This window comes from Burkholderia sp. 9779_493, from assembly GCF_015712215.1.
GTDB lineage: Bacteria > Pseudomonadota > Gammaproteobacteria > Burkholderiales > Burkholderiaceae > Burkholderia > Burkholderia cenocepacia.
The window spans coordinates 12923-37033 of sequence record NZ_JACCQA010000046.1; the positions used below are offsets into that span (position 1 = coordinate 12923).

The following is a 24111-nucleotide window of genomic DNA, read 5'->3' on the forward strand; positions in this document are numbered from 1 at the left end:
GAGGGCGCGAGGAGTCAAGCGGGCGTCAACCACAGTGTCGCGAGCGGTGGCAGGCGCAAGGTCGCCGACCACGCCTCGCCGTGCGCGGGCGCGGCTTCGGCCCACACGGCGCCGTCGTTGCCGGCGTTGGTGCCGCCGTACGACGCGGCATCGGTGTTCATCAGTTCGCGCCACTGGCCGGGCGCGGGCAGCCCGAGGCGGTAGCCACTGCGCGGCACGGGCGTGAAGTTGCAGACGGCGACGACCAGGCGCCCCGCATCGTCGCGGCGCGCGAACGCGAACACGCTGTTGTCGCGATCGTCGCCGATCAGCCAGGAGAAGCCGGCCGCGTGACAGTCGAGCGCATGCAGCGCCGGCTCGGCCGCGTACGCGCGGTTGAGATCGCGCACGAGCCGCTGCACGCCGCGATGCGCGGGCGCGTCGAGCAAGTCCCAGTGCGGTGTCGCATCGTGCGCGAACTCGCTCCACTGCGCGAATTCGCTGCCCATGAAGAGCAGCTTCTTGCCGGGGTGGGCCCACATGAAGCCGAAATACGCGCGCAGCGTCGCGAGCCGCTGCCACGCGTCGCCCGGCATCTTCGCGACGAGCGAGCCCTTGCCGTGCACGACCTCGTCGTGCGACAGCGGCAGCACGAAGCGTTCGGAGAACGCGTACACGAGCCCGAACGTCATCCGGTCGTGGTGATAGCGGCGATGGATCGGGTCTTCGTGCAGGTACGCGAGCGTGTCATGCATCCAGCCCATGTTCCACTTGAAGTCGAAGCCGAGCCCGCCGTCGCCGGTCGGCGCCGTGACGCCCGGCCACGCGGTCGATTCCTCCGCGACGGTGACGACGCCGGCCGGCGCGGCGTCACCGTGCAGCGTGTCGTTCAGCCGGCGCAGGAACGCGACCGATTCGAGGTTCTCGCGGCCGCCGTACACGTTCGGCACCCATTCGCCTTCCTTGCGCGAATAGTCGCGATACAGCATCGACGCGACCGCGTCGACGCGGATGCCGTCGACGTGATAGCGGCGCGCCCACGCGAGCGCGGAGGCGACGAGGAACGCGCTGACCTCGGTGCGCCCGACGTTGAACACGCAGGTGTTCCAGTCGGGGTGCATGCCCTCGCGCGGATCGGCGTGCTCGTACAGCGCGCTGCCGTCGAATTGCGCGAGCCCGTGCGCGTCGTTCGGAAAATGCGCGGGCACCCAGTCGACGAGCACGCCGATGCCGGCCGCGTGCGCACGGTCGACGAACCGCGCGAAGCCTTCGACCGGCCCGAAGCGCGCGGACGGCGCGAACTGCGCGAGCGGCTGGTAGCCCCACGAGCCGCCGAACGGGTATTCCGCGATCGGCATGAACTCGACGTGCGTGAAGCCCATCCCCTTCACGTACGGAATCAGCCGCTCGGCGAGTTCGTCCCACGTCGCGCTGCGGTCCATCTGCTCGGGGATGCGCTGCCACGATTCCGGATGGACCTCGTAGATCGACCACGGCACGCGGTAGCGGTCGACGCGCGGCCGCGCGTGCATCCAGCCGTCGTCATGCCATGCGAACGTGTGGAGCGCCGCGACGTCGTCGACCACCGACGCCGTGCGCGGCGGCGCCTCGGTCGCTCGTGCGCACGGATCGGCCTTGTGCGGCAGCACGCGCCCGTCGGCCGCGCACAGCTCGTACTTGTAGCGCTCGCCCGGGCCGATACCCGGCACGAACAGCTCCCACACGCCGGACGGCCGCCGCAGCCGCATCGGATGGCGGCGGCCGTCCCACGCGTTGAAATCGCCGACCACCGACACGCGCTGCGCGTTCGGCGCCCACACCGCGAACCGCACGCCGTCGGTGTCGTCGATGCGCACCGGCGTCGCGCCGAGGCAGTCGAGCACGGCCTCGGGATCGCCGGCCGAAAAACGCGCCAGCGCTGCTTCGTCGAGCAGCGTGCCGAACGCGTACGCATCGTCGGTCACCTGATGCGCATCCGGCCAGTCGATCGAGAGCAGGTAGTGCGGCGTGCCGCCATTGTGCGCAATGGTCCCCGCGAAGCAGCCGGCGCGATCGACGCACGCGAGCGTGCCGAGTTCGGCGCCGTCCGGCGACAGCGCGCGCACGCGCTCGGCGCCGGGCAGCAGCGCCCGCACGACGATCTGGTCATCCTGTTCGTGCGGGCCGAGGCACGCGAACGGGTCGGGATGGCGGCCGGCGAGCAGCGCGTCGATGTCGGCGCGCGCGAACAGCGTGTCGGTCATGGGTTTCCTCCGTCGTCGGGCAGCACGCCGTCGCCGAGCAGGCGGTCGACCAGCGCCGCGAGCCCGCCGACCGGCACGCTCAGCCAGTCGGGCCGGTTCGCGGCTTCGTAGCACAGCTCGTACGACGCCTTGTCGATCAGGAACAGCGCGAGCAGGCGGTCCGCATAGTGCGGATCGACGAAGCGCGCGGGCGCGAGGTCGGCCGCCGCGCGATAGCATTCGACGAAGCGGTCGGCGGCCGCCTGCCCGAAGCGGTCGAACAGCGCGCGCTTGCGGCCGGCGGCCTGCGGCGGCGCTTTTTCGATCGCGAACTGCGCGGTCGCGCTCACGTACGACAGCGAGCGCAGCAGGCCGGCCACGTCGCGCAGCGGATGCGATTTCGCGCGACGCCGCTCGAGCGGGCGCGCCGGTTCGCCTTCGAAGTCGATCAGCAGCGCGTCGCCCTGCACGTCGAGCACCTGGCCCAGATGAAAATCGCCGTGAATCCGCGTGCATTGCGCATCGAGCGTGCGCGGCACGAGTTCGCCGAGCGCCTGCACGGCCGCGTCGCGCGACGCGAGCAGCGCATCGGCCGACGCGCGGGTGGTCGGATCGAGCGCGTCGAGCCGCGTGCGCAGCACGTCGAGCGCGCGCTCGAACGACGCGATCGCATCGACGCACCAGCTGTCGACGTGTTCGGGCGTCGCGCGCTCCGGCGCGAACGCGGGATCGTCGGACGGCTGCGCGAGCGCGACGTGCAACTGGCCGAGCCGCGTGCCAATGATGCCCGCGAACGCCGCATAGCCGAGCAGCGCATCGGGTTCCTCGCCCGTTTCGGCCGCCTCGCCTTCGTCCGCGGCCGGCAGCGCGAGCTCGTCGATCGCGCGGCGCAGGAAATCGAACGAACGCGTCCATGCGTCGCCCTGGTTGTCGACATAGCGCTGCAGGATCGCGACCGTGTGCGGCGTGCCGTCCGGATCGACGTGCACGACCTCGCCGGCCAGCGTCGCGGTGTTCGCATAGCCGATGCGCGTCAGGTGCCGGCTCATTTCCGCTTCCGGGTGAATGCCGTGCGCGACCTTGCGCACCAGTTTCAGCACGATCGTGTCGCCGATCACGAGCGAGCTGTTGCTCTGCTCGGCCGCGAGCCAGCGCACTTCCGCGTCGTCGCCCGGGTCGAGCCCGGCGAGCGCGTCTTCCGGCAGAAAGGTGAGCCGGCCGCCGTCGGACGTGAGCACCGTCGCGCCGACGCGCAGCTTGCGCAGCATCCCGCGCGCGAACGCCGGCAGCGCGAACGCGTCGGTCAGGTAGCCGACCGTGTGGCCGCGCCGCACGCGCGCCAGCGCGAGTTGCGTGAACAGCGGATTGGACGTCTCGCCGCCCCACGCGGCCGCGAGCGGCACGACGTAGCGTTCTGCGCCGCCGTCGCTCGCCGACACCCACGCCTCCGCGTACTGGAATGGCTCGTCCGGAATCGGCGTGACGACGTTCAGCCACGCGTCGCCGATCTTGCGATCCTTCGACGCGAACCAGCGCCGCCGCGCGAGCCACGACGCGAGCGCGTCGTGCGCGAGCGCGTGCAGTTGCGAGACGTCCGGCCGCGTATCGCCGCGCCGCATCACCAGCGTCACGTATTCGGGCAGCGGCTCCGCGTGCGGCTGCCGCCACGACGGCTCGCGGCCGTGCTCGGCGAGCACGAACCACAGGAACCCGTACGGCGGGAAGGTGAGGAGATACGGGAGCTGGCCGATCGGCGGAAACGGCGAATCGGACGTCATCTCGATCGGCACGCGGCCCGCGAATTCGGACAGGTCGAGTTCCACCGCCTGCGACGCGCGCGACAGGTTCGCGACGCACAGCACCGGCTCGTGGCCGTCGAGTTCGCGCAGGTACGCGAGTACCTTGCGGTTCTCCGGGCGCAGGAAGCGGATCGTGCCGCGCCCGAACGCCTGCGACGCGCGGCGCGTCGCGAGAATGCGGCGCGTCCAGTTCAGCAGCGAATGCGGATCGCGCGTCTGCGCCTCGACGTTGATCGCGTCATAGCCGTACAGCGAGCCCATCACCGGCGGCAGCACGAGCAGTTCGGGGTCGGCGCGCGAGAAGCCGCCGTTGCGGTCCGACGACCACTGCATCGGCGTGCGCACGCCGTCGCGGTCGCCGAGGTGGATGTTGTCGCCCATCCCGAGCTCGTCGCCGTAATAGATCACCGGCGTGCCCGGCATCGACAGCAGCAGCGAATTGATCAGCTCGATGCGGCGCCGGTCGCGCTCCATCAGCGGCGCGAGCCGGCGCCGGATCCCGAGGTTCAGCCGCGCGCGCCGGTCGCTCGCGTAGGTCTGCCACAGCAGGTCGCGCTCCGAATCGGTGACCATCTCGAGCGTCAGCTCGTCGTGATTGCGCAGGAACACGGCCCACTGGTTGCTCGGCGCGAGCGCCGGGGTCTGCCGCATGATGTCGACGATCGGGAAGCGATCCTCGCTCGCGATCGACATGTAGATGCGCGGCATCAGCGGGAAGTGGAACGCCATGTGGCATTCGTCCTCGTTGCCGAAGTATTCCTGCACGTCTTCCGGCCACTGGTTCGCCTCCGCGAGCAGCATCCGGTTCGGGTACTCGGCGTCGATCGTCGCGCGGATCCGCTTCAGGATCGCGTGCGTCTCCGGCAGGTTCTCGTTGTTGGTGCCTTCGCGCTCGACCAGGTACGGCACCGCGTCGAGCCGCAGCCCGTCGATGCCGAGGTCGAGCCAGAAGCGCATCACCTGGATCACTTCGCGCACGACGGCCGGGTTGTCGAAGTTCAGGTCGGGCTGGTGCGAATAGAAGCGGTGCCAGTAATACTGGCCGGCCACCGGGTCGTGGGTCCAGTTCGACGTTTCGGTATCCAGAAAGATGATCCGCGTGCCCGCGTATTTCGTGTCGGTGTCGGACCACACGTAGTAGTCGCGATGCGTGGAGCCCGGCTTCGCGCGGCGCGCGCGCTGGAACCACGGATGCTGGTCCGACGTGTGGTTGATCACGAGTTCGGCGATCACGCGGATGCCGCGCGCATGCGCTTCGCGGATGAAGCGCCGCACGTCGGCCAGCGTGCCGTAGTCGGGATGCACGTCGCGATAGTCGGCGATGTCGTAGCCGTCGTCGCGGCGCGGCGACGGATAGAACGGCAGCAGCCAGATCGTGTCGACGCCGAGTTCCGCGATGTAGTCGAGTTTCGCGATCAGGCCGGGGAAATCGCCGATGCCGTCGTTGTTCGAGTCGTAGAACGACTTCACGTGCACCTGGTAGATGATCGCGTCCTTGTACCACAGCGGATCGTCCGCACAGAGCGCGGGTTCGCGGCGGCGCGCGCGGCGCCGGCGCGGCGTGCCGGCCGGCGCGAGCGACGGAAACTGCGCGCGCCGCACGTCGTCGAGGGAATCTTCGCGTTTCATCATGCATGCGCTCCCGAAGGGCCGCGGGCGGGATCCGGTTCGGGCGTCGCCGCCCGCGCGGCGCCCGGAGACGGCGCGAGCCGCCAGATTGCGTACGGCCGCACGTGCGGATCGAGCGAGACGTACTGGCGATGGCCGCGCCAGGTTTCCGCGTGCGCGGCGTCCTGTTCGAGCGCATCGAGCGGTTCGCCGTCGACCAGCCCGAGGCCGCGCCACAGCGCCGCGTCGAGCGTGAAGTTCGCGGCCTGCGGATGCCACGGGTCGAGGCTGATCGCGACGACCACCACGCTGTCGAACGCGGGCGTCGCCTTCATGAACACGAGCACCGAATCGTTGTCCGCCTCGACGAACGTGAGCCCGAGATGCGTCTGCAGCGCCGGGTGATCGCGCCGCGCGCGGTTCAGCCGCGCGATTTCCGCGCCGATGTGCGCGGCCTTGCTCCAGTCGCGCGCGCGCAGCTCGTATTTCTCGGCATCCGCGTATTCCTCGCTGTCCGGCAGCGGCGCCGATTCGCCGAGCTCGAAACCCGAGTACAGGCCCCACGAGCCGGCCAGCGTCGCCGCGAGCGCCGCGCGGATCACGAACTGCGAGCGCGGCGCGTTCTGCAGGTGGCGCGGATTGATGTCGGGTGTGTTGACGAAGAAGTTCGGCCGGAAGAATTCGCGCGACGGGCCGGCCGTCAGCTCGGTCAGGTAGTCGATGAAGTCGCGTTTCGACTCGCGCCACGTGAAGTACGTGTACGACTGCGAGAAGCCGACTTTCGCGAGGCGATACATCATCGCCGGCCGCGTAAACGCCTCGGACAGGAACACGACGTCCGGATGCCGGCCGCGCACGTCGGCGATCATCCACGCCCAGAACGGCAGCGGCTTCGTGTGCGGGTTGTCGACGCGGAAGATCCGCACGCCGGCGTCGACCCAGAACAGCACCGCGTCGCGCAGCGCGAGCCACAGGTCGGGCAGCGCGTCCGGCGCGTAGAAATCGGGGTTCACGATGTCCTGGTAGCGCTTCGGCGGATTCTCCGCGAAGCGCAGCGAGCCATCGGGCCGCCACGCGAACCAGCCCGGATGCGCGGCGAGCCACGGATGGTCGGGCGAGCACTGGATCGCGAAATCGAGCGCGATCTCGAGCCCGTGCCCGCGCGCGGCGTCGACCAGCGCGCGGAACGACTCGGGCGTGCCGAGCTGCGGATGCACGGCCGTGTGGCCGCCGTCGGGCGAGCCGATCGCGTACGGGCTGCCGACATCGTCGGGGCCGGCGGTCAGGCTGTTGTTGCGGCCCTTGCGCGCGGACGTGCCGATCGGGTGGATCGGCGGGAAATACAGCACGTCGAAACCCATGTCGCGGATGCGCGGCAAATGCGCGATCACGTCGTCGAACGTGCCGTGCCGGTGCGGATCGTCGCTCGCCGAGCGCGGAAACATCTCGTACCAGCTCGAGAAGCGCGCCTTGCGGCGTTCGACGTCGACCGGGTAGGTCGTCGCGTCGTGCGTGACGAACGGGCGGTAGCGCAGCGCCGCGAATGCGTCGGCGAGCGCGGGCGCGCCGATCAGCGCGAGGCGGTCGTCGGGCGACGCGTCCTTGAGCTCGGCGGCGAGCCGCTCCATCTGCTTGAGCGCGCGCGGATCGGCGGGATCGGCGAGCTTCAGCGCGGTCGCGAGCAGCAGTTGCGCCTCACGCAGCTCCAGCGTCACGTCCTGGCCGGCCGCGCGCTTTTTCGCGATGTCGGTGACGAGCGACGCCCAGTCGTCGCGCCATGCGATTACGCGGAATTCATGGCGGCCGAGCTGGTCGAGCATGACGCGCGCGTGCCAGCGATCGTTCGGCTCGGCTTCGAACGGCACTTCGCGCCAGGTGTCGTCGCCGTCGCCGCGCCACTGGAGCACGGCTGCCAGGTGCGCGTGCCCGTCCGTGAAGATCGAGGCGCTCACGACGAGCGGCTCGCCGATCACGCGCTTGATCGCGAAGCGGCCGCCGTCGACCGATGGCTCGACGCGCTCGATCGCGATCCGGTCGGCCGCGAGCGCCGCGGACAGCACGGTGCGCTCGCGTGCAGCGTCGGCGCGCGTCGTGACGGGCGGCGCCCGCCATGCATGCAGCAGCGCATATGCGCCGGGCGCGAGCGTGAACGGTTCGAGCGCGGCCGGTGGATGCGTGTGCGCGCTGTTCTGCGTGACGACGCGCGTGAAGCCGCCCGGCACGCCGGGCAGGATCGTCGCGGGGTCGACGGTCGCCGGCGCGTCGAGATCGGGATTCAACGCGATCAGCAACGCCGCGTCGTCGTGGTCGAGCAGCGGCCCGGTGCCGCGCAGCAGCGCGGTGGCGCTCGCGCCCGGCGCGCTCAGTTGCACGATTTCGCCGCGTGCCGCCGCGACGGGCGTGGCGCGGCGCCATGCGTTCGCATCGGCGAGCGCGCCCGACAGGTCGAAACGCGCGTGCTCGAACGCGGCGCGGTAGCGCGCGGCATCCGCGTCGCGGGCCATCAACGGCACGGTCACGCCGCGCTCGAAGCCCATCGGCACGAGCCAGCCGGTGCCGACGGCCGCGGCCGTCCACAGCGCGCGGCGATACGCGCGGGCGACGGTGTCGTCCGGCGCGTCGGGCCAGTCGTCGGCGAGACGCGGGCCGTCGGGCGCATCGGGGAACGCGATCGGCGCACCGATCCGCCGCAGCAGCCGGTGCTCGTCCGCGAACCACGGCGCGCGCAGGTCCCACCAGCGCACCGATGAAAACACCGCGTCGAACCCGGCGGCTTCGAGCTGCGCGAGCGCGTCGCGTGCATGGCCGGGCACCCCGGCGAGCACCGCGACGTCCGGGCGCGCACGGCGCAGCGCCGCGCGCCAGCCCGGCCACCAGTCGGCAGGCAGATGATGCGGCGCGTCGATCAGGAAGCCGGCCGCGCCCGCGTCGGCGTACGTCGCGAGATGCGCGCACCACCATGCGGACAGCGCGTCGCGCACCGCTTCGTCGGCGGTGTTCGCATGCGCGATATCCAGTGCGTGCGCGGTGCCGCGCGGATCGATCAGCGCGTCGTCGTGCGTGCGCTCGACGTACCAGTCAGGATGCTCGGCGCGCAGCGGGTTGTCGCGCGCGATGCGATCGGGCACGACTTCGAGCAGCAGGTGCAGCCCGTGGCCCTTCGCAAGTTGCGCGAGCCGCGAGAAGGTTTCGAGCGCGCTCGCGCGGGTCTCGAACGACTGGGCCGGCCGACGGAAATCGGCCACGTGGCGCGGAAAGCCGGCCACGCTCGCGGCCCAGAACGCGCCGACCAGCACGTGATCGAAGCCCATCCCCGCGATATGCGTGAAGGTTTGCGGCCACGCGTCGAGCGGCCCGACGAGGCGGGCGTCGCAGAAGTAGAGGTGCGGAGCGAACGGTGGTGTGGAGTCCATGGCGTGGCGCAGGCGGGCGGCGGCGAACGGTAACCGTCGGTGCGTCGCAACGTACGTGCCTGCTGCGGCCCATCCGTTGCGGCAAGCCCCTGTTGGTGCTTTCGACGGCTCCGGGCTGTCGTTTTTGCATGCCGAATGAACGGTCGCGGCGTTTTTACGCGTATGTGCTGGCGGCAGCGTGGCCCGGCCTTGTGAAATTTTTGCCAATGACGCAGAGCCGCGGATGAAAACTCGGCATCCGGGCCGGACGAGGTATTTGTTGCAGAACGCCCGATGCGCAAAGACCGCACCCGTCGAAAGTTCGTGTCGATATTCGCGGCAAAATCATACGAGTCCTATGGTGGCATTGGGTTCCGCACGGTTAGGATCGCTCGCGATATTCCAATAACATTCGACGGGGGCGCATTGAGCACGAGCACGGCCATTTCCGATACACCCGCGCGTGCGGGCATCAACATCCATCCGTTCTATAGCCTCGATATCAAGGGAGCGCCTTCAGCCGCACTCGCGGACGTGTACGAGTTCGAAGGCACACGCGGAATCGGCGAGCCGACCCGGTACACGATCCAGTTCACGCATCCTCGCCGTGACCTGTCGCGTAGCGAATTCCTGATGCGGATGGGCGCGTTCGTCATTCAGCCGCCGGCGCAAGACCGATGGAGTCAGCCGGAAGCAGCGCGGCGCGTGCAGGGTGTAGTGACGGGCTTTGCGCTGAAGACTACGAACCGCGACCAGTCGTTGTACGAAATCGTGCTGGAGTCGCGACTGGCGCTGCTGCGCAATGCGCCGAAGTGCCGGTTCTTCCTCGACGCGAGCATTCCGGAGATCATCGAGCGGATTCTGCGGGAGCACGATTTCAACAAGATCTTCGCCGATTTCGAATTCACGTTGAATCGGGCCTACCGCAAGCGCCGTTTCGTGATGCAATGGAACGAGGACGATCTGGCGTTCGTCACGCGACTGTGCCGACGCTCGGGTATCTGGTTCGTGTGCGACGAAGGGCAGCGGTGCGAGCGTGTGTGCTTCCGCGACGACTATGCGCACTACCGCCGCGATCCCGAGCGCCTGATGGTCGCATACCGGCCGCACAGCGGGCTGGATCCCAACGGCATCGAGTCGGTCAGCGCGCTCGAAATGCGTGCGACGACCGTGCCTGCGGCCTATGCGGTCCGTACGTTCGACACGGAAGCGGCAATATCGGATCCGATCGAGGCGGTCAGCCCGATCCACGACGACCGCACGACGTACGGCGAAGCCTATGCGTGGGGAACGCCGAGTCAGAACGAGGACGAGACGAAGGAGGAGGCGCAACTGCGCCGCGAGGTAGCGCTGGCCGGGCAGGTCGAATATCGCGGCGAGTGCGACATGCTGGACCTCACCCCTGGCTCGGTGCTGAAACTGTCGAACCGGGAATTGCCCGACGCGAAGCACGGGCTCGTCGTCGTGCGCGTGACGTGCGGCGCGAGCCGGCGAAACGCATATCGCGTGATATTCGATGCGATTCCATCGGATCGCCAGTATCGAATGCCATTGAAGGAAGAAACCTGGCCCAGGATCGACGCGGTCATTACCGGGACGATCACGTCGTCCGGCTGCTGGAAAGATCCCTATCTCGATAGTCAGGGCGAATACATCGTCGATCTTCATCTGGATCGCGATACGCGCACGCCCGGTCTGCAAAGCTGCCCGATGCGGCTCGCGAAACCGTTCGCGGGGCCAGACCAAACCGGTTTCCACTTCGGGCTCGTCGAGGGCACGGTGGTCGGCGTGAGCTTCCTGTGGGGCTGCGTGGATTTGCCGTTCATCAGCCACGTGCTGCATACCGCCCAACACACGGACCCGATCGTCGCAGGTGTTCCCTGGGGCACGCGCAATACGATCCGGACCCGCTCGAACAATACGCTCGAGATGGACGACCGGGGCGGGCGCGAGCATATCAAGATCGCGACCGAACACGGCAAGTCGCAACTCAATCTTGGGCACATGGTGGACCGCGGCCAGAGTGAGCGAGGGAGCGGCGCCGAGTTGCGATCGGATGGCCCTGCCGCGCTGCGTGGCGGCGGGGGTGTCCTGGTGTCGGCCTATGCGCGAAACGGTGCGTCGGGCAAGCAACTCGACATGCAGGAGACCGTTGCGCAGCTCGAGGACGCGTTGGCACTGGCGAAGGCGCTGGCGTCATCCGCACAGACGTCGAAGGCGGAAGCGGCGGATATCGGCAGTCAGCGAGCCGCGAACGAGGCGCTCGACCAGCTTCGGCAGTCTGGTGTGCTGGTGACCGCGCCTGCATCGGCAGGTGTGGTGGCCGACAAGAACGTACAAGTCGTCGCCGGCGAAAACATCGTCGGCGTCGCCAAGGGCGATGCGAGCTGGAGCGTATGGAAACGCTTTACGGTGGCCGCGCACGACGTGGTGTCGCTGTTCACGCAGAAAGGCATGAGCCTGATTGCGGCTGCGGGTGCGGTCGTCGTGCAGGCACAGCGCGGCCGCATGCAGCTTGCGTCGCAGGACGACATGACCGTCGAGACGGTGAACGGCGTGCTCCACGTCAAGTCGGCCAAGGAAATCGTGATGAACGTCGGCGGCTCGTATTTCCGCATGACGCCGGGCGAGATCGAAATGGGTACGCGCGGCGGCGTGCTGTTCAAGACGAGCACGCTGAAAAAGACCGGTCCCGCGCAGATGGACTTGGGCGGCGCGGCATTTGCGCCGGCATTCGTGCCGTATGTGACGCAATGCGAGGTGTGGCGTACCAACCCGGGGTTTGTTCCGCAGCAGGTGCCAGCGGCTGATGTGGTCGCGCCGGTTCCCGATATAGGTGACGTCGCGCCGTCGCCGCTTGGCGATTTCTTTTCGCGACTTTCCGGCGGCGATGTCCAGTCGGGGGCGTCGGCCTTTTCCCCGTTTGATGGCAAACCGTCGAACGTGGATGACGACATTCCCAAAGCCACGGTCACGCTGAACCATCCTGACGATCAGCACCAAACCCTGGTGACGCCCGATCCGATCAAGCTGGCGAATGCGGTGCCTTGCGACTGGAAAATATCGGACCTGAAGGTCGACGTAAGGGCACGTATTGAATCCCTTTCGTATTGGGGCGTGCTGAACGACCGGACGCCGTGGAAAGATTCGGAGACGGGAGAACGGTACAGGGGTGGCGGTTCGAGAGACTCATATTTTGAATTTGCGTACAGCGAAAAGGAAAAGGCGATCACCTGCACGGTTCGCGTCATGCTGGTTCCGATGGATCTTTTTCCGGTGAATCTGAAAGGCGAACGTGATATGTCGGTGCCGACTGAGGAACAGACGATTCCTTATGAGTATTCCGTTCACTCGACAATGACGCCCGGTTCTACGCGCAAGGGTGTCAAGATGGATTATCGCGATGCAGTCGGGTCCGATTTCGACGTCCATACACTAATCGGTCGTATCGAGGCCGTGCTGAATCAAGGGGACTACAAGCTGATCCTTGATGGGTGCTCCAAGGGGGCGGCCTGCGGATGCCGGGTGAAGGTCCATTTCAAAGTTGATCTTCGCGTGTCGATTAAAGGCGCGCCCATTAAGGGATTCGAGCCGCACGTCACGCTCAAGCTGTTTCCGGAGGTCTTTCGGGCAGACACGGGTTCTTGGGGGGAGAGGCATAAATGGAAGGACGAGTTAAAAATAAAGCACGATTACCCGGGCGCAAATGTCGAAGCGCATGAGTGCGGACATTTTTTCAATTTCCCCGACGAGTATTACGATCAAGGCGGCTGGATTCATCATTCATACATCAAGGGTGAGCAGATAGATTTTTCACTTGTTGATGCGAAAGCAGGAGCCATGTTTTGGCAGGGATATTCAAGTTTCAATGTGATGGGGAGTGGTGCGAATTCGCCAGTGCAGTCAGGGCGTATTACCGCAGGCATCAAGCCCTATTATCTAGAATATGTGCGGCGTCAGTTTTCGATTGCGACAAACAAACTGTGGAGGGTGGGTTATGAGGTGTAGTTCGTGGATTTTCTATCTGTGCAACATGGCCCTTTGCCTGTTTTTAATTGGAGAGAGTGTTCAGGCTCAGAGTATGAGCCCGGTGAATCAAGCGATGCAATTCAACTGCACGACAAACGGTGGGGCGGATGGTGCCATCAACGCCTACGGGAATAACTCGGTCTCGGTATCCGGAGACGTACTGCGGGTTCAGATCGGCGATTCGGATGGAGACCGCAATATCAATGGCGTCGGTATCTACGAAATGAGGTTGAACGGTAAGAACCTCGAAGCGGCCAAGAAGATGGCGGAACTACTGTGCTCCTCGAAAGAAGCAGGAAGTGGCACGATAATTCCGATTCTCTATATCGCGCGATGTGGAGGCGCGGTTCATCATGGTTATTTAAGTGATCTCGGTCGCGATATTCGGATAAAAATATCCGATCTCGCAGAAGAACTTACTAATATGGGGGTGCAGTCTGGACGTAGAATTGTTAAATTGGACGTTTCTCTTGTTTCGATTGACCGTGCTGCTGACGGTTTTCTAGTGTCGCTGAAATTCGACAACAGTGGAAGCTATCCGATTCAATTCGAGACGCCGGACAGATGGGAGGGAAAGATGGGGAAGTATATGAATATATTGGCTGTTACGGATTCGCAAGGAAGGGCGTCGCCAAAAATCGGTTTTGCATTGGCGGGTGAGCCTCTTGCTGACCCGACTCAATTTGCTGGCGGTAAGGTAATTATTGAGCCGCATAGTGCCGTAGTTGTAAAAATGAAAACTTCGAAGGTTATAAGGTTCACTGCAGGCACCTACGATTTATATGCAGGCGCGTTTATGAACATTAAGGTCGTAGGAATCGAGTCCAGTCTGTTGCGTGTCGATTTCCATTCCGACTACACGAAGCCGACCCGAATTACCTTCGACCGCGACTACCCCTCCACTCCGCAGGAGCGTGAGCAGTGGGAGGCATACCAGCGGACTCGCCTGTCCTATTTCCCGGTGAAACCCGGCCAGACGTTCAAGGAAGACGGCCTTTACCGGGCCATACGCACTGACTCCACCGCTCACCGCAGCCTGCAGCTCGTTCCGTTCAAGGCCGGGGACGTTGCGACGACCGAACGGGTGAAGATGCTGATGGAGGGAGGCGACGGCATCAGTCTCGACGGCCCGGTGGAGTGGCTGTGGGAAGGCAGTGCGCCGACGCCGGTCAAGACGTATTCATTCGACACCATCGAAGAAACGCGACAATTCAGCCCATCGGGCGTGCCATGCCCGCGTAGCGGCCGATGGCTTCCGCGTGTGCGTGAGGGATGGAATTCCACTCGCTACGATCCGACGGGTATCGTCACTCTCCGATATGGGCAGACGATGCCAGCGCTGAAAGCCACCGGCGATGACACCGATTGGGAATGGATCGGCGTCTGACATGACCGGCCGAGCCTGCATCTTCCAGCGCGACCGGACCACTGCGAATGGCGTCGTGCTCGACGGTCTCGACGACATCGGTCTCGGCGACCGAAGGTTGAGCTACCTGGGTGCGCGGGTTGGATGTCCCGCGTGCAACACCGTCGGCCATATCGAACCCGATGGCTCGACCCCACGTGCTGACGACCTCAGCGGTAAACAGCATGCGCTGGAGGGAGACCTTTGCCGATGCGTGTGCAATCCTCCGCCACGACTCATCGCGTCGCAGCGCGACTGGACTGTCGAATAACGGTAACGTGCTCTTCATGGAGGCACGATGAAATTTCGCTGGACCCCGCCTGCTCACGGCGAATGGTCGGCGGGCGAACCTCCGCCCGTCTGGTTATATGTCGCGCTGTTTGTTCTGATCGAATGCGCGTTTCTGGCCGGCACGGTAGTGACATGGCCGCACGACAAATCCATGGCCTCGGAGGACTTCACGCGAACCGCGCTCGCCGCTCCGTTCGCCCTCTGGATAGCGGTCAGCTCCGTGCTTTATGCATCGCTGTATGACAATCGCGCCTTTGAAGCGGCGGTGAAAAATACGGCCCGCTGGCATTTGCTCATGAGATGGCAACGCGGGGTCCGTTCGGGCGTGGCAGTGCTCGACACAGTGATTTTCGCGCCGGAGCCGGATCTTGCGGAGCGCATGTTGAAGCTCGATGGGAGTCCGCCGGAAAATCCCGGCAGAGTGATGCGGCTCAATGGCATCGAAAGTACCGACGGCGCGCCCCGAGAGCGAATGGTGATCGAAGCGCTTCTGGCGCCGCTCGCCGCGAAGCTTGCCCGCGCGGCGCGCAGTGATTCGTTCGACATCGTGATGCAGTGCGAGCGTGCCGAATCCTATGTCGACGTGCTGGCAGTGTGGACGAAACTGAAATTACCCGGGAAACCGCGCATCAGATGGTTGAGCAACGATCGCAATCCGGGGTTTGCGAACGTCTGGTTCGAGGGCGATACCGACACGGCTTACGCGGCTTCATCCGAATCGGGCAGAAACCCGAAATATCGACTGGTGCTGGCCTGGCACCTCAACGGCACCGGGGCCGACGTTCGGCCGGCCGCGTCCGAGGCGGCGGTGGCATTGCTACTCGGTTCACCTGCGCTCATGCAGGAAAGGCCGCAATTGAAATGTCATGCGTGGCTGTTACGCCAGATCGTCGCGGATGCCGACGAAGTAGAAAAGGCGCTTGCGCGGCTGCTCGCTGCCGAACAGGTGCCACGCGAACGGATCCGTCATTTCTGGTATAGCCGCCTGAAGGGGTTGGCCTTGCACGCGACGCTTGGCGCCGTGAAGGATACGGAGCTGAAGGTGGAGCAACACGCACTCGATTCAGCAACGGGGCCGCAGGCGCCGGTCGCACGGTGGCTTCTTCAGGCGCTGGCGGCGAAGATGGCGCATTTCGGTCAAGGGGCGCAACTCGTCGCACTGCCCAGGCCGGATGGGGTCGTGCTGAATATCGTCGTCAAGGATAAGCCGGCGGTCGACGTACCCTGGAAGTCCGAATACGAGTACGCACTGCTTCCGTGGGCCGATCTGAGCGGTTGCATGGCTCTGTGGGCATTTTTGATGCTGATGTCGCCCTATGAGACGTGGCACACCTTCGAGGTGGTGATGACGGTGGTGATTGGCTTGGTCGTCGTGTTGAGTTGTGCGTGGCGCATTTTTTGGGGCCCACGGATCTACACAGATGACGTTTGGCGCGCGTACGGTTGATCCCCCCGCCGGACGCGGCGGTTATTACATGGATGCAGTGCAGTAGTGGCAATTCGAGCGCTACCATAGGGCCGACGCGTGCACTACATGCGCGGTATCGACCGAATATCCGAACTGTCGCCCGTCGCGGCATCGTCGTCCGTCGTCGGGATCGGCACACCCGGGTCATACCGCTCCACCGCGCCATGTTCGATCCGGTGCGGGAACGGCGGTGGAGCGTCCACCTCGTCGCCGAAGCGCGCACGCACGAACGCGCGCAGCAGCGCCACGCGCGCATCGCGGCCATGCGCGCCGCACGTCGACGGGCCGTCGACGAAGGTCGCGTCGCATTCGACGTCGTTCCCATGGTGGGCGATCCGCAGATCGGTCACGCGATCGAGCACCGCGCCCGCATCGGCCCACGACGCCGAAGGCGCGAACGGCGCATCGAGATGCCGGAACGCGTCGCACGCGGCCGTCACGATGACGGTCGGCGCGACCGCCGTGAAGCGCAGCGTGTCTTCGTCATCGGCGCACAACGCGCGGGCGCACCAGTAATCGAGATCCTTTCCGTCGAGGGCATCGGTTCGCATGGGCTGACTCCGTCGGATCGAAAAACGCGTCACCGCGCAAGCGCCGTGCCCGTCGCGGGCGTCGCGCGCATCCGGGCCACCAGCGGATAGTGGTCCGACGCGTGCCGGGCCCGCGCGCTGCGGTGCACGACCACGTCGACCAGCAGCTCGCCCGGATGGATCCAGATCCGGTCCAGCGAGAACACCGGGCACACGGTCGGGAACGTGCGCGGCGCCGGCGCGCGCCGGAATCGCGTGACGAGCGCCTGCAGCGCGCGGCCGCGCACGAACCACTCGTTGATGTCGCCGAGCAGGATCACCGGCATCGCGCCGGTGTCGAACGCCGCGAGCAGCCGCTGCACCTGCGCGCTGCGTTCGCTGGCGGACAGCCCGAGATGGGTCGCGACCACGCGGATCGTGCCCGCGCCGCAGTCGATGTCGGCGTCGAGCGCGCCACGCGGCTCGCGCGGGTGGAACGACAGGTCGAGCGTGCGCGCCGCGCGGATCGGGCAGCGCGACAGCACCGCGTTGCCGTAGCGGCGCTCCGGCGTGTCGATCGTCGGGCCGGCCACCGCGTGCATGCCGGTCGCGTCGCGCAAATGCGCGAGCACGTCGGGCGCGCGCGTGCCGCCGAGGGGCACTTCCTGCAGCGCGATCACGTCCGCGTCCAGTTCGTCGATCACGGCCGCGATCCGGTCGACCGCGCGCGCCGGCCACGCACCGTAGCCGCCGTGGATGTTGTAGGTCGCGATCCGCAGGTCGCGCCCGCCCGGCGCGGCGGCGGGCGCCGCGTCGGCGGTGACGACGTGCGGTGGCGGGGCCGCGTGTTCGCTCAGCGCCATCGTCGCAGCATCCTCACGAGCAGGATCGACACGCCGACCAGCACGAGGCCGATCGCCGCGAGCCATGCGAACGCGCCGGGCCCCGGATGGCTGAGCGCGGCGGTCAGCTGGTGCGCGAACGTGACGGTCAGCACGATGCCCGGCAGCATCCCGAGCGCGGTGCCGATCAGGAAGTCGCGCAGCCCGATGTGCGACGCGCCGGCGACGAGGTTCACGACGGTGAATGGCGCGATCGGCAGCAGCCGCAGCACGGCCATCGCGACCACGCCGCGCCGGCCGATGCGCTCGCTCAGCCGGTTCGCGCGCGGGCCGGCGAGCCGGCGCACCGCGTCGCGCCCGAGCCAGCGGCCGAGCGCGTAGGTCGCGGCGGCCGCTGCCATCGAGCCGATGCCCGCATACGCAAAACCCGGCCACGCGCCGAACACGAGCCCCGTCGCGGCGATCAGCAGCGTGATCGGCACCGCGCAGGTCGCCGCGATCACGTAGGCCGCGAGCAGGAGCACCGGCGCGGCCGGCAGCCGCGCGATGCCGGCCACCGCGTGCGACAGCGATGCGACGTTCAGGTGCGCACCCAGCGGCGTGAAGCGCCACGCGAGCGCCAGCGCGGCGATCGCGAGCACGATCGCACCGAGCACGAAAAAGCGCGCGGTGAGCGTGCGATGCTGTTCGTGCGGCACGAATTCGCGGATGAACCGGTCCGGTTCGATCGGCTGTTCCGGGTCGAGCCGCGCGCTGACCGGCACCAGCGCTTCGAATTGCGGCGACACGGCCGGATCGAGCGTGCGCAGCGTGCGGCCGGGTTTCGCGCGCAGCCGGTCGAGCACGACGTTCGGCCGTTCCCCGCACGCGAACGCGTCGGCCACTGCCGCGGGCGTCGTGCCGAGATGCTCGGCCAGCAGCCGCTCGCGCATGGCGGCGATCGCGGCGCGAATGCGGGGATCGCCGGCCGCGACGAGCGCGATGCAGCATTCGGTGTCGAGCAGCATCGAGCGGTTGTTCAGGTTCGCGCTGCCGATCACGATGCATTCGTCGTCGACGATCGCGACCTTGCTGTGCACGTTCACGCACCCGTCGCCGAGCCCGTCGACGTGCGGATACAGCAGCCGGTAGCGGTCGAAGCGGTCGGCCGACGCGAGCGTCGCGTGCAGCCGCGCGCGCAGCACGCCCATCGTCGCTTCCTGCAGCCAGCCGCTCTGCACGCGCGGCGCGACGACCGTCACGTCCGGCCCGTGCGTGTCGGCGAGGCGCGCGGACAACGCTTCGCGCACCACCGCGGCGGTGAAATACTGGTTTTCGACATACAGGTGCCGCCGCGCGGCGCGGATCGCGTCCTCGACGAGCGCGCGCACCTGCCGCACCGGCTCGCGGCCGCCGTGACGCGGCGCCGTATAAGCGATGCCGAGCTGCACGTCGCGCACGTCGACGCGCGCATCGGGCGGCCACGGATCGTCGTCGTCCGCGCGGTCGAGATGCCGCTGCGCGCGGATCGCGATCGGGCGCCCGCACGCCTGCAGCCAGCGCGCTCGCGCCTGCTCGCCGATCGCGGCGGCGGCGTCGCCGTCGAACATCGCGTGCACGTCGTGGAACGGCCCGTACGGCATGCCGTGCTCGTCGCGGCGGCGCGGATCGTCGGCCGCATGCGCGGGCGTGTCCCAGCGGGCGCGCGTCAGGTCGAGCCCGCCGACGAACGCGAGCCGGTCGTCGATCACGACGAGCTTCTGGTGATGCGACGCGCCGCGCGGATGCGCATCGTCGAGCCGGAACCGGATGCCGCGATGCGCGCGCCAGCCGGCCCGATACACGGGCGGCCAGTCGCGCTCCAGCGCGTAGATCATCGCGAAGTCCCACGCGAGCACGTAGATGCGCAGATTGTGGCGGGCGGACGCGAGCGCGTGCAGGAAGGCCGCGAGCGTGTCGGGCAGCGTGTCGTCGGCGCCGCCGGGCGCGAGCCGCATCCGGCTGTCCACGTCCCAGCCGACGATGAACACCGTGTGGCGCGCGCGCAGCAGCGCGGCGCGCAGCGTCGAGAAGTACGCATCGCCGTCGACCAGCATCGCGAAGCGGTCCGCGCCGCGGATCGTGTCGCAGTTGCGCCCGCGTTCGAGCAGGCCGTGCCGCGGCGGGCCGGCCGCCGGCGCGGCGTCGAGCCGGCCGTCGTCGGCGCGGGTCGCGCGATCCGGCACGATCATCGGGCGCCGACGTCCCGGCCGCCGTCGATCCGCTGCAGCAGCGCGTCGCAGCGCGCGCGCAGCGCCTGCAGTTCCGGCGAATGCGCGTCGAGCCGCACGCGTTCGCCGCTGTGCGGATCGCCGTGCGCGATCGCGATCTCGTAGATCTCCTGTGCGATCGTCGCCGACGCGTGTGCGATCCTGATCCGGTCGAGCCAGTCGCATTCGGCGTGCTGGCACGCGAGCCACGCGCGCAACGCGCCGACCAGCTGGCTGGTCGTGAGCCAGGCGCCGCTGCGCATGCGCGCGGCCAGCTGGCTCGTCACGAGATAGGAGAGCAGGTCGGTCTGGGTCACACGAGGCTCCTTGACGAGGTGTCGGGTTGACAGGTCCGTACGCACGCGATGCGTTGCAGCGTTTCGCAGATCGCCGCAAATTCCGGCCCGCTCGTGCGCGAGAACGAGACGGAGATGTCGTCGGTATCCGGATCGTCGTCCGATTGCTGGACGATGAACCGCTTCACGCGCACGCGGCCGGGGCCGAGCGCTTCGTGCAGCGTGCCGAGCGTCAGGCCGCCGCGCTCGGCCACGAGCAGCAGCGTGCGCTGCTGGCGCTGCGCGATGAAGCGGCGCTCGAGCGGCTTCACGCCGGCGAGGATCACGAGCATGATCGCCGTCGCGCCGATCGACGCGACCACCATCCCGCCGCCCGCGGCGAGCCCGACGCCGGCCACGGCCCACAGGCTCGCGGCCGTCGTCAGCCCGCGCACCACTTCGCCGCGCAGCAGGATCGAGCCCGCGCCGAGAAAGCCGATGCCGGACACCACCTGCGCGGCGACCCGCGACGGATCGAGCACGACGCCGTTTTGCCCGCGCACGTCCTCGAAGCCGAACGTCGACACCAGCATCACGAGCGCGGAGCCGACGCACACGAGCATGTGCGTGCGCAGCCCGGCGGCCCAGTTCAGGCGCTCGCGTTCGAGCCCGATCACGCTGCCGAGCAGCGCGGCCAGCAGCAGGCGTCCGAGTAGTTCGATGTGGCTGATCATGATATGCATCCCTTCCGGCGCCGCGTGGTGCGGCGCGGTAGCGGTTCGATGCGGAAATGGGACGCAAGCCCCGTGCCGGCCGGGCACGGCGCGTGCGCGCAAGGCCGGCGGCGTGTGCGCCGTGCATGCGGCGCGCATTTTTTGCATCGCCATCGCAGATAAGACAGGAGGCCACCGTGCCACATCAACAGGACGCACAGGTTCGGGACCCGTATCGCGGGTACGAGATTCTCGTCTGGGCGCGACCCAACGAGCGGGGCGCATGGCGCGACGAGGTGCAGGTGTACGTCGACGGCGCGCGCATCGAGTTGTATGTGCCGGAGGCGGCCGGCCCCGAATGGTTGACCGAGGTCGAGGCGCTGCGCGCGGGCGTCGAGCGCGGCCGCTATCTGATCGACAAGCGCGTGGACGACGACTGACCGGCATGGCGCTTGCGGCGCCGTGTGCCGCGACAGCACTTGCGCAGCACCCCGTGAACCCATGCCGGCCCGCGCCGGGAGGAATCGATGAGCGATCCGCGCACCCTGCATATCTACCGCTACGACCCCGATCGCGACACGGCGCCTTACATGCAGCGCTTCGAGATCGACGTGAACCCGGACGACCGCATGCTGCTCGACGTGCTCGGCCGCGTGAAACGCGACGACGAGACGCTGTCGTACCGGCGCTCCTGCCGTGAAGGCATCTGCGGGTCGGATGCGATGAACATCAACGGCAAGAACGGCCTCGCGTGCCTGACCAACATGCAGACGCTGCCGCGCGAGATCGTGCTGCGGCCGTTGCCGGGGCTGCCGGTGGTGCGCGACCTGATCGTCGACATGACCGACTTCTTCAACCAGTACCACTCGATCCGGCCATACCTGATCAACGACACGACGCCGCCCGAGCGCGAACGGCTGCAATCGCCGGACGAGCGCGACCAGCTCGACGGGCTGTACGAATGCATCCTGTGCGCGTGTTGTTCGACGTCGTGTCCGAGCTACTGGTGGAACCCGGACAAGTTCGTCGGCCCCGCCGGGCTGCTGCAGGCGTACCGCTTCATCGCCGATTCGCGCGATCTCGCGACGGCCGAGCGGCTCGACGATCTCGAGGATCCGTACCGGCTGTTCCGCTGCCGAACGATCATGAACTGCACGGACGTGTGCCCGAAGGGGCTGAATCCGACCAAGGCGATTTCGGAGATCCGGACGATGCTGGTCAGGCGGACGGTGTAGCGCCTACGGCCGCGCCGCCACCTCGTCCAGATGCCACAGCAGGTCGGCCGGATCGTCGTACACGCGCAGCGCGCCGGCGCGTTCCAGTTCGTCGCTGCCATACCCGCCCGCCAGCAGCCCGACGCCGAGCGCGCGGCAGCGGCTCGCCGCGAGCATGTCCCAGATACTGTCGCCGACCACCACCGTATGCTCGATCGGCACGTTCAGCTTCGCGGCGGCGGTCAGGAACAGGTCCGGGTCCGGCTTCGCGTACTTCACCTGATCGCGCGTGACGACGACGTTCTTCGCCGGATCGACGCCGAGCGCCTCGAGATTGATGGCGGCCGTTTCCATCCGCCCGCTGGTCGCGATCGCCCAGCGGATGCCGGCATTCGACAGCGCGGCCAGCAGTTCGCGCGCGCCCGGCAGCGGCCGGACCTGCGCGCGCAGCCGCTGATACGCGGCCGCATGCAGCCGCGCGAGCCGCTCGACGCGTTCGGCGTCGATGTCGCCGGCCGTCTCGCGCAGCAGCTGATTCAGGAACAGGCCGCCGCTCATCCCGATCTTGCGGTGGATGCGCCACACGGACAGTTCGATACCTTCGGCATCGAGTGCTTCCTTCCACGCGAGCACGTGCTGATAGACGCTGTCGACGAGCGTGCCGTCGAGATCGAACAGAAATGACGTTTCAATGCGCATGTAATCCTCCTGGCCCGATGATGGTCGGGCAAATTGCCCGCAAGCATGCCCTGTCGACACATTATCGGCGCTGAGCCGTGTCATCGCCATGTCCCGTTGCCGCGCCGGGCGGCGGCGAGCCATGCGCCGCTGGTACAATCGCGGCGATGTGCCGGGCGGGGCCGGGCTTTCCGCGCCACGCCGCGCCCGCGCCGTACGCGCCCCCAACCCTCGTCTCGTCGAATCCACGCATGGCAACACCGGACGCCGTCAGTTCCAGGCAATCGTGGTGGGGCGTCCTGGCCCTGGCCCTCACTGCCTTCATCTTCAACACCACCGAATTCGTGCCCGTCGCGCTGTTGAGCGCGATCGGCGACAGCCTGCAGATGCAGCCGACCGCGGTCGGCCTGATGCTGACGATCTACGCGTGGGCCGTCGCGGTCGTGTCGTTGCCGCTGACGTTCGTCACGCGGCACGTCGAGCGCCGCAAGTTGTTGAGCGTCGCGCTGCTGGTGTTCGTCGGCAGCCACGTCGTGACCGGCGTCGCGTGGAATTTCACGGTACTGATGATCGGCCGGCTCGGCATCGCGTGCGCACATGCGGTGTTCTGGTCGATTTCGGTCCCGCTCGCCGTGCGGCTCGCGCCGAGCGACCGCAAAAGCCGCGCGCTCAGCCTGCTCGCGATGGGCTCGGCGGTCGCGATGGTGGCCGGGATTCCGCTCGGCCGCGTGATCGGCGAGGCGTTCGGCTGGCGCGTCACGTTCCTGATCATCGCGGGCGCGGCGGGCGTCGCGCTGCTGTTGCTGCGTGCCACGCTGCCGTCGCTGCCGAGCCAGGGGGCGGGCTCGCTGAGCAGCATCGGCGTGTTCCTGCGCAAGCCGGCGCTGGTCGCGCTGTACGCGATCACCGTGCTCGTCGTGTCCGCGCACTTCACGTCGTACACGTACATCGAACCGTTCGTGCAGAGCGTCAACCACGCGAGCAGCAGCCGGATCACCTACGTGCTGATCCTGTTCGGCGTCGCCGGCCTGCCGGCCGCGGTCTGCTTCAATCGCGTCTATCCGCACCGGCCCGACGATTTCCTGCTGGCGTCGATTGTCGCGCTGTCGGGCTGCCTGCTGATCCTGTTCCCGTGCGCGCTGAACATCGTCACGCTGTCCGTGCACACGCTGGTGTGGGGCGGCGCGATCGTCTGTTTCGGGCTCGCGATGCAGGCGTGGGTGCTGAAGCTGGCGCCGGAGGCGACCGACCTGGCCGTGTCGATCTACTCCGGGCTGTACAACGTCGGGATCGGCGCCGGCGCGCTGCTCGGCAACCATATCGCGGGCGATTTCGGGCTGCCGTGGATCGGCACTTTCGGCGGCGTGGTCGCGATCTTCGCGGCCGGGATCGCGTGGGCCGCGTTGCGGCTGCACGCGAAACGGGAAGCCGCGGTCGCGGCCCCCGCGCCCTGAAGCCG

The 24111-nt window shown here is 67.4% G+C and carries 16 protein-coding genes; 7 read left to right on the top strand and 9 right to left on the bottom strand.

Annotated features, from left to right (window positions below; genetic code table 11):
* Positions 1–14: 14 nt before the first annotated feature.
* Genes glgB through H0X95_RS31590 form a run of 3 tightly spaced genes read right to left on the bottom strand, consistent with a single transcriptional unit; the run spans position 15 to position 9021 of the window.
* Complete coding sequence (gene glgB / locus H0X95_RS31580) at positions 15–2222, bottom strand: 1,4-alpha-glucan branching protein GlgB (RefSeq protein ID WP_196446344.1); 2208 nt, start codon at positions 2220–2222, stop codon at positions 15–17.
* Positions 2219–5629 carry a maltose alpha-D-glucosyltransferase gene (gene treS, locus H0X95_RS31585; protein ID WP_062911737.1) on the bottom strand — a complete coding sequence of 1137 codons (3411 nt, stop codon included), beginning with the start codon at positions 5627–5629 and terminating at the stop codon, positions 2219–2221. Before treS ends, glgB begins: the two co-directional genes overlap by 4 nt.
* A complete protein-coding gene (locus tag H0X95_RS31590) occupies positions 5629–9021 on the bottom strand; it encodes a maltotransferase domain-containing protein (RefSeq protein WP_059722887.1) in 3393 nt (1130 codons plus the stop codon). The genes treS and H0X95_RS31590 overlap by 1 nt, the downstream gene beginning before the upstream one ends.
* A gap of 405 nt (positions 9022–9426) precedes the next feature.
* Between H0X95_RS31590 and H0X95_RS31595 the strand changes: the two genes are divergently transcribed.
* From H0X95_RS31595 to H0X95_RS31610, 4 genes are all read left to right on the top strand, one after another.
* Positions 9427–13008: a type VI secretion system Vgr family protein gene (locus H0X95_RS31595; protein ID WP_006498309.1), complete on the top strand. Its 3582-nt coding sequence runs from the start codon at positions 9427–9429 to the stop codon at positions 13006–13008.
* Between the two features lie 73 nt (positions 13009–13081).
* A complete protein-coding gene (locus tag H0X95_RS31600) occupies positions 13082–14416 on the top strand; it encodes a hypothetical protein (protein WP_230204631.1) in 1335 nt (444 codons plus the stop codon).
* Between the two features lies 1 nt (position 14417).
* Complete coding sequence (locus H0X95_RS31605) at positions 14418–14705, top strand: PAAR domain-containing protein (RefSeq protein WP_080353669.1); 288 nt, start codon at positions 14418–14420, stop codon at positions 14703–14705.
* Between the two features lie 27 nt (positions 14706–14732).
* The gene (locus tag H0X95_RS31610) at positions 14733–16172 is read left to right on the top strand and encodes a hypothetical protein (RefSeq protein ID WP_059722891.1); all 1440 of its coding nucleotides are present in this window, start codon (positions 14733–14735) and stop codon (positions 16170–16172) included.
* A gap of 83 nt (positions 16173–16255) precedes the next feature.
* Here the strand turns inward: H0X95_RS31610 and H0X95_RS31615 are convergent, their stop codons facing one another.
* The 5 genes from H0X95_RS31615 to H0X95_RS31635 are packed head-to-tail and all read right to left on the bottom strand — an operon-like array spanning position 16256 to position 20781.
* A complete protein-coding gene (locus H0X95_RS31615; RefSeq protein ID WP_059722893.1) occupies positions 16256–16744 on the bottom strand; it encodes a phage protein NinX family protein in 489 nt (162 codons plus the stop codon).
* A gap of 29 nt (positions 16745–16773) precedes the next feature.
* Complete coding sequence (locus H0X95_RS31620; protein ID WP_006498305.1) at positions 16774–17565, bottom strand: endonuclease/exonuclease/phosphatase family protein; 792 nt, start codon at positions 17563–17565, stop codon at positions 16774–16776.
* On the bottom strand, positions 17556–19754 hold the full coding sequence (locus H0X95_RS31625) for a VTT domain-containing protein (RefSeq protein WP_059722895.1): 2199 nt from the start codon (positions 19752–19754) through the stop codon (positions 17556–17558). Before H0X95_RS31625 ends, H0X95_RS31620 begins: the two co-directional genes overlap by 10 nt.
* Positions 19751–20089 (bottom strand): hypothetical protein, encoded by a 339-nt coding sequence (locus tag H0X95_RS31630; protein ID WP_006498303.1) that lies wholly within the window; start codon positions 20087–20089, stop codon positions 19751–19753. The genes H0X95_RS31625 and H0X95_RS31630 overlap by 4 nt, the downstream gene beginning before the upstream one ends.
* Positions 20086–20781 carry an MgtC/SapB family protein gene (locus tag H0X95_RS31635; RefSeq protein ID WP_034204034.1) on the bottom strand — a complete coding sequence of 232 codons (696 nt, stop codon included), beginning with the start codon at positions 20779–20781 and terminating at the stop codon, positions 20086–20088. The genes H0X95_RS31630 and H0X95_RS31635 overlap by 4 nt, the downstream gene beginning before the upstream one ends.
* A gap of 176 nt (positions 20782–20957) precedes the next feature.
* Between H0X95_RS31635 and H0X95_RS31640 the strand changes: the two genes are divergently transcribed.
* Together H0X95_RS31640 and H0X95_RS31645 are read left to right on the top strand one after the other, a co-directional pair.
* Positions 20958–21200, top strand: a complete 243-nt coding sequence (locus H0X95_RS31640) for a DUF6566 family protein (protein ID WP_006498301.1) — start codon at positions 20958–20960, stop codon at positions 21198–21200.
* A gap of 87 nt (positions 21201–21287) precedes the next feature.
* The gene (locus tag H0X95_RS31645) at positions 21288–21995 is read left to right on the top strand and encodes a succinate dehydrogenase/fumarate reductase iron-sulfur subunit (protein ID WP_034203615.1); all 708 of its coding nucleotides are present in this window, start codon (positions 21288–21290) and stop codon (positions 21993–21995) included.
* Positions 21996–21998: 3 nt separating this feature from the next.
* Here the strand turns inward: H0X95_RS31645 and H0X95_RS31650 are convergent, their stop codons facing one another.
* Positions 21999–22673, bottom strand: a complete 675-nt coding sequence (locus H0X95_RS31650; RefSeq protein ID WP_006498299.1) for an HAD family hydrolase — start codon at positions 22671–22673, stop codon at positions 21999–22001.
* A 230-nt stretch (positions 22674–22903) separates the two neighbouring features.
* Between H0X95_RS31650 and H0X95_RS31655 the strand changes: the two genes are divergently transcribed.
* Positions 22904–24106, top strand: a complete 1203-nt coding sequence (locus tag H0X95_RS31655; RefSeq protein ID WP_059722897.1) for a sugar transporter — start codon at positions 22904–22906, stop codon at positions 24104–24106.
* Positions 24107–24111: the final 5 nt, after the last annotated feature.